This window comes from Flavobacterium bizetiae (assembly GCF_902804475.1).
Classification (GTDB): domain Bacteria; phylum Bacteroidota; class Bacteroidia; order Flavobacteriales; family Flavobacteriaceae; genus Flavobacterium; species Flavobacterium bizetiae.
Genome location: NZ_CADCSU010000033.1, coordinates 21,039 through 27,311, shown reverse-complemented (window position 1 = coordinate 27,311; position 6,273 = coordinate 21,039). Strand labels below are relative to the sequence as shown.

Here is a 6,273-nt window from a genome sequence, read left to right as displayed (position 1 = left end):
GGAACTCAAAACTTCTGTTTGGTAAATGCTCCAACTTTTGCAAGTGTTCAGTTTAATGAAACAAACATTGTTTGGTACACAGCTTTAACAGGCGGAACAGGAATTCCATCAACAACAGCTTTAACAAGTGGTACGTATTATGCGGCGATCAAAGATCCAACGACATCATGTGAGAGTATTACAAGATTGACAGTAACGATCAATGTTAACGATCCTGGAACACCAACATTAGTAACAGCAGGAACTCAAAACTTCTGTTTGGTAAATGCGCCAACTTTTGCAAGTGTTCAGTTTAATCAAGCTAATATTGTTTGGTATACAGCTTTAACAGGCGGAACAGGAATTCCATCAACAACAGCTTTAACAAGCGGTACGTATTACGCAGCAATCAGCGATCCAACAACAGGTTGTGAAAGTGCGGTAAGATTAAGTGTAACAATCAGCGTAACTGATCCTGGAACACCGACTTTAGTAACAGCAGGAACTCAAAACTTCTGTTTGGTAAATGCGCCAACTTTTGCAAGTGTTCAGTTCAATCAAGCCAATATTGTTTGGTATACCGCTTTAACAGGCGGAACAGAAATTCCATCTACGACAGCTTTAACAAGCGGTACATATTACGCAGCTTTAAAAGATGCGACTACTGGATGTGAGAGTAGTGTTAGGTTAGCAGTAACAATCAATGTTAACGATCCTGGAACACCAACTTTAGTAACAGCAGGAACACAAAACTTCTGTTTAGTAAATGCACCAACTTTTGCAAGTGTTCAGTTTAATCAGGCAAACATCGTTTGGTATACAGCATTAACAGGCGGTACAGCGATTGCATCGACTACAGCTTTAACAAGCGGTACGTATTACGCAGCAATCAGCGATCCAACATCAGGTTGTGAAAGTGCGGTAAGATTAACCGTAACAATCAATGTTAGCGACCCTGGAACACCAACTTTGGTAACGGCAGGCACACAAAACTTCTGTTTAGTAAATGCGCCTACTTTTGCGAGTGTTCAGTTTAATCAAACTAATATCGTTTGGTATACAGCTTTAACAGGCGGAACAGGAATTCCATCAACTACAGCTTTAACAAGCGGTACTTATTATGCAGCTATCAACGATCCTGCATCAGGTTGTGAAAGTGCTGTTAGATTAGCCGTAACAATAAGTATTACTGATCCTGGAACACCAACATTAGTAACAGCAGGTACACAAAACTTCTGTTTTGTAAATGTGCCTACTTTTGCAAGTGTTCAGTTCAATCAAACCAATATCATTTGGTATACAGCTTTAACTGGCGGAACAGCGATTCCATCTACAACAGCCTTAACAAGCGGTACATATTATGCAGCTTTAAAAGATGCAGCGACGGGATGTGAGAGCAGTGCAAGATTAACAGTAACAGTTAATGTAACAGATCCTGTTACACCAACGACAGCAAATGCTTCGCAAACTTTCTGTTCTGAAAATAATCCAACTGTTGCCAATATTCAGGTAAACGAAACGAATGTAGTTTGGTACAGCGCCGCAACAGGCGGAACACCAATTTCGGCTACAACAGTGTTAGTAAGCGGAGATTATTTCGCAGCATTAAAAGATGCATCTACAGGTTGTGAAAGCAGCATTAGACTAAAAGTTACGGTTACTGTTGGAGGTTCAAATGTTCCTACAACAAATAACGCAGCTCAGAATTTCTGTTCAACAAGTGCTCCAACATTTGCCAGCATTCAGGTAAACGAAAGTAATGTATCCTGGTTTAATGGTGCAACAGGAGGAACAGCGATTCCGTTAACAACAGCTTTGACTTCTGGTATTTATTATGGAGAAATCACAAATCCTTTAACAGGATGTAAAAGTGCAACTCGTTTGCCAGTTACAATCACTATTGTTAATCCAATGCCAACACCTACAACAACTTCATCTACTCAAAACTTCTGTTCAGTAAATGCACCAAAAGTTTCGAATATTCAGGTAAATGAATCAAATGTAATTTGGTATAGTACTGCAACCGGAGGAACAGCAATTCCTGCAACAACAGCTTTAGCAAACGGTACTTATTATGGTGTTGTAGCGAGTGGTTCAGGTTGTGAGAATCCTTTAAGATTACAGGTTATAGTAAATGTAAATACACCAGGTATTGTTACCACGCCAAGAGTAAACCAAACATTCTGTTTATCAGCAGCTCCTACAATAGAAAGTATTGTTGTAAATGAGGCAAATGTAATATGGTACACTTCAGCAAATGGCGGAACACCACTAGCGGCAAACACGCCTCTTACAGCTTCAACATATTATGCAAGTGTTCTTAACAATACTACTAATGGTTGTGAGGGTGCAACAAGATTAGGCGTAACAATTTCTTTTGAAAATGATGCATTGGTGCCAATTACAACAACAGATGATACACCATGTGTTTTCCAGGGAGTTACTTATTCTATTGCCAACGGAAAATCAGATTATATCTGGACTGTTCAAAACGGTACAATTACTTCTGGAGGAGGAAATGCTGACGGAACTGTAACAATATCATGGTCTGATATCGGACCTGGTAAAGTAAATGTTACTTATATCAATACATGTAATGAAAAAACAACTAAATCATTAAATGTAAATGTAGCTACATGTTCTGACCTAACGATCACAAATACAGTTAGCAATCCTACACCTAATTTTGGTGAGCAAATAACATTTACCGTAACGGTGAACAATGTTGGCGAAGGGAACTTTATAAATACGATAGTAAGCGAATTATTACCAAGCGGATTTGATTTAATAAGCGCTAGTACAACTGCAGGAACATATGATTTAACTACACAACTTTGGACAATTCCAACTCTAAATGCGGGACAAAGTGTTGTACTTACAATCGTTGCAGAAGTATTGCCAAGTGGTAATTATACAAACGTTGCAACTGTCGAAATTTCGACTCCTTTAGATGTTGATACATCAAATAATTCTGCATCAGTTACTGTTGTACCAGTTTGTTTAACAGTGTATAATGAATTTACTCCAAACAATGACGGAGCGAATGACCTTTTCAGAATTGATTGTATCGAATCATATCCAAACAACGAGTTGAAAGTATATAACAGATACGGTTCATTAGTATATAGTAAACAACATTATGAAAATGATTGGGACGGAACTGCCAATGTATCAGGAGTTATTAATAGAGGAGATATGCTGCCAACAGGTACTTATTTTTATGTGATAACCATTGGAGATGGAACGGTTAAAAAAGGCTGGTTATCTATAATGAGATAATCTCTGTATTAATCATCTAATTAATTAAACTTAATAAGTATCGTTATGAAACTATATATAAAATCATTAGAAACGTATTTCATCCTAATATGTTCTTTTATTACATTTTGTGCCAGTGCACAACAGGATCCGGGGTACACACAATATATGTACAATACAATGTCGGTAAATCCAGCTTATGCTGGATCTACCGGAACATTAGAAGCAACTCTTTTGGGACGTTCTCAATGGGTAGGAATTGACGGAGCTCCAGAGACCCAGTCATTTTCTATACACTCACCGCTTAGAAACGAGAATATTGGTTTAGGATTAAGTGTCGTAAATGACAAAATTGGTCCATCAAACGAATTGTATCTGGACGGAAACTTTGCTTATTCAATTCCGTTAGGATATGATAAAAGATTAGCGTTTGGTCTTAAAGCAGGTATGAGAATGTTGAATATCGATTGGTCTAAGGGTAGATATTACAATAATAATGATGTTTTGTTAAATCAAAACATTAATAATCAAATGAAATTGGCTGTTGGAGCCGGAGTTTACTATTATACAGATAGATGGTATGTAGGATTTTCAATTCCAAGCTTTATTCAAAATGATTATTACGATGATGTTCAGGAATCTATAGATTATGATCGTTTGCATTATTATTTAATGGGAGGTTATGTTTTTGATTTGAATCCGAATTTAAAATTCAAGCCGGCATTTTTAGTAAAAGCAGTAAATGGAGCGCCACTTACTGCTGATATATCAGCAAACTTTATGATTGCAGAAAAATTTGTACTCGGTGCTTCTTATCGAACAGATGATTCCGTGAGTGCTTTACTGGGTTTTCAAATATCCAGAAGTTTTTATGCCGGATATGCTTTTGATTATACTGTAAGCGATTTGACCAAATACAATGACGGTACACACGAAATCGTCTTGCGTTATCAATTTACTAAAAATCAAAGTAAAATCAAATCTCCTCGATTCTTCTAAAATATAAAACTTATGAAAAAATTATATATCCTTAGTTTGCTATTGAGTTTTACATTTGGTTTTGCTCAAAAGACTAATTTAAAAAAGGCCGATGCTTTGTTTAAAAACTATTCTTATGTAGACGCTTCAAAAGCTTACGAAGAATGTTTACAAAACATCGAAAATCCATCGGCTCAAACGATAAAAAATGCCGCAGATTCGTATTATTTTATTTCTGATGCAAGAAATGCACTTAAATGGTACAAAAGATTATACGAAGTACAAGGCAATAATTTAACCGATATTTATTACCTGCGTTATATCCAGTCGATGAAAGCCGTAATGGATTATGATGACGCAGATAAAATCACAAAAGAGTATCTAAACAAAAAAGGAGATCAAAAAGAGATCAGTCATTATGTTACCCAAAAAAAACAATTGGATAGCTTAAGAAAGGCAAAATCTCTTTACTCTATTAAAAACTTAGATATCAATACCAGTAAATCAGATTTTGGAGCCACTTTCTATCAGGATCGTATCGTATTTACATCCGCCAGAGATACTACAAATTTTGGAGATAAACTGTATAACTGGAACAATCAGCCGTTTCTAAATTTATATATAGCAGAACGAAATCCTGCTGACGGAAGTTTGTTTAATGACAACCTGTTTATGCCAAATGTTATGACCAAGTATCACGAGGCAACAGCAAGTTTTGATGCCAGCGGAAAAACGATTTATTATTCGTCGAACATTATTAAGAAGAAAAAGTTAGTAATAGATCAAAACAAAGTCAATAACTTTCAAATTCTTAAAGGTTCAATTGTAAACGGAAAAGTAGAAAACCCTCAAAAAGTGTTCTTTGATAATGATGATTATTCTGTAGGGCATCCTTCTTTAAGCGATGACGGACAATTGCTTTTCTTTGCTTCAGATATGCCTGGAGGTTATGGTGAAACCGATTTGTATGTAGTTAAAATTGCAGATGACGGAACGATGAGTTCACCTCAAAATCTGGGACCAAAAATTAATACAATTGGTAATGACCTTTTTCCATTTTTTCGTAACGGAATACTTTATTTTTCTTCAGACGGACATTATGGTTTAGGAGATCTCGATGTATACCAAAGTAAATTTCTGGCAGACGGAACCTTCTCTACACCTATAAATCTTGGAGCGCCAATAAACAGCAACAAAGACGATTTTACTTTTGTTATTGATAAAACAGGAGCTTATGGTTATGTATCTTCAAACAGAGCTGGAGGTAAAGGCGATGATGACATTTATTCTTTTGTAAAAGGAGAACCGGTTTGTAATCAGAATATTTCAGGAAAAGCATTCGATCACAAATCAAAATTGCCAATAACAGATGTTACCATTGTAGCTTACAATTCGTATAACGAGATATTGGCAGAGACAAAAACGAACTACGAAGGAAAATATGCTGTAACAGTACCTTGTAATAAAGCAGTTCGGTTAGTGGCTTCTAAAACAAATTATAGCAACGACGAAAAAACAGTCGAAACTACAAAAGAAAACGAAGCAGAAATTACCGATGTTAATTTCGAACTAAGCAATTATGATGATCTGGTAGTAAAGAAAAAAGGAGTAGAAAAAGTAGATGTTAACCCAATTTATTTTGACTATAACAAATTTGATATAACACCATCAGCAGTTGATGAGTTGGCCAAAGTAGTTTTTATTATGAGAAAGTTTCCTAACATTCGTATCAAAATCGAGTCTCATACAGATTCTCGAGGAAAAGATGCTTATAACCTGAAACTTTCAGACAACAGAGCCAAATCGACACGTGATTACATTGTAGCACAAGGTATTGATCCTTCAAGAATAGAAAGCGCAATTGGTTATGGAGAAACACGATTAGTTAATAAATGTAAAAATGGAGTAAAATGTACCGAAGAAGAACATTTATTAAACAGACGATCAGACTTTATCATTATTCAGAAATAGTTTTATGATTCTATTCCTGTAATTTGGGGATTACCAGAATAAAAACATAAAACGAAGAAACCATTTGGAAGTTGGTTTTGTTTAATT

The 6,273-nt window shown here is 35.8% G+C and carries 3 protein-coding genes; all 3 read left to right on the top strand.

Annotated features, from left to right (window positions below; all coding sequences use genetic code 11):
- On the top strand, window positions 1-3,258 hold a 3,258-nt coding region (locus FLACOL7796_RS02515), incomplete at its 5' end, for an Ig-like domain-containing protein (RefSeq protein ID WP_173969262.1).
- A gap of 45 nt (window positions 3,259-3,303) precedes the next feature.
- Window positions 3,304-4,236 (top strand): PorP/SprF family type IX secretion system membrane protein, encoded by a 933-nt coding sequence (locus FLACOL7796_RS02510; RefSeq protein WP_173969261.1) that lies wholly within the window; start codon window positions 3,304-3,306, stop codon window positions 4,234-4,236.
- Window positions 4,237-4,248: 12 nt separating this feature from the next.
- Window positions 4,249-6,186 carry an OmpA family protein gene (locus tag FLACOL7796_RS02505; RefSeq protein WP_173969260.1) on the top strand — a complete coding sequence of 646 codons (1,938 nt, stop codon included), beginning with the start codon at window positions 4,249-4,251 and terminating at the stop codon, window positions 6,184-6,186.
- Window positions 6,187-6,273: the final 87 nt, after the last annotated feature.

Excerpts from the sequence above, each read along its gene's own strand:
- FLACOL7796_RS02510 (WP_173969261.1), top strand. The coding sequence starts at position 3,304 with ATGAAACTATATATAAAATCATTAGAAACGTATTTCATCCTAATATGT.
- FLACOL7796_RS02505 (WP_173969260.1), top strand. The coding sequence starts at position 4,249 with ATGAAAAAATTATATATCCTTAGTTTGCTATTGAGTTTTACATTTGGT.